This is a genomic window from Pseudoalteromonas sp. Isolate6 (genome assembly GCF_022398435.1).
GTDB classification, from domain to species: Bacteria; Pseudomonadota; Gammaproteobacteria; order Enterobacterales; family Alteromonadaceae; genus Pseudoalteromonas; species Pseudoalteromonas galatheae.
In genome coordinates, this window is the sequence record NZ_JAKEVK010000418.1 from 1 (window position 1) to 630 (window position 630).

Here is a 630-nt window from a genome sequence, read left to right on the forward strand (position 1 = left end):
AATTTACTATGTTTAATAAAAATACATTATTCGCTGCGTTATCTTGCTTTTCAATTTTTTCACAAGCTAATGCGAGCGAGATTGATAATAGCTCGGTAAATATAGATAACACTCCAGTTAAGATATATCACTTCTTTAATAGTGGCGTACATCCATTTAATCATACAACTTACCAAACTTGGGGCTCCAATGGTTTATATTGCCGAATTCAGGGTGGCAGCTATAATAGAAGCGTACCAAAATCAGGTAAAGAAATCTTTAATGTCGCATACGGTAGACAAATGTGGGTGTTAACTTGCCATGGTTCTATGGGCGATCAAGCTAGAAGCGTTAACTGGACTAACCTTGCAGGCCGCTTTGTCAACGCAGAGGGTGATGTAAAGGCTCCAAGCATTTCAATTGATGAGATTGAGAATAGATATAATGTAGACTTATCTGAATTAAATTTAGACCACGGTCATTTTGATATTGAATTCGGTGATTTGGATGCTAACTCATTCGATGATATTGTCATCGTTGATAAGTATAGCAAAAAGCTCTACATCTATACATCTGATGATAATGGGTTATTAAAATTATCGTATCATCAAGATTCTATTTCCTCTATAGAGAACATCAACAGTATAGATC

The 630-nt window shown here is 35.4% G+C and carries 1 protein-coding gene; it reads left to right on the plus strand.

Annotated features, from left to right (window positions below; translation table 11 throughout):
- Positions 1-630: hypothetical protein (locus L1D50_RS23260; protein ID WP_239966961.1), on the plus strand; the 630-nt coding region annotated here is incomplete at both ends.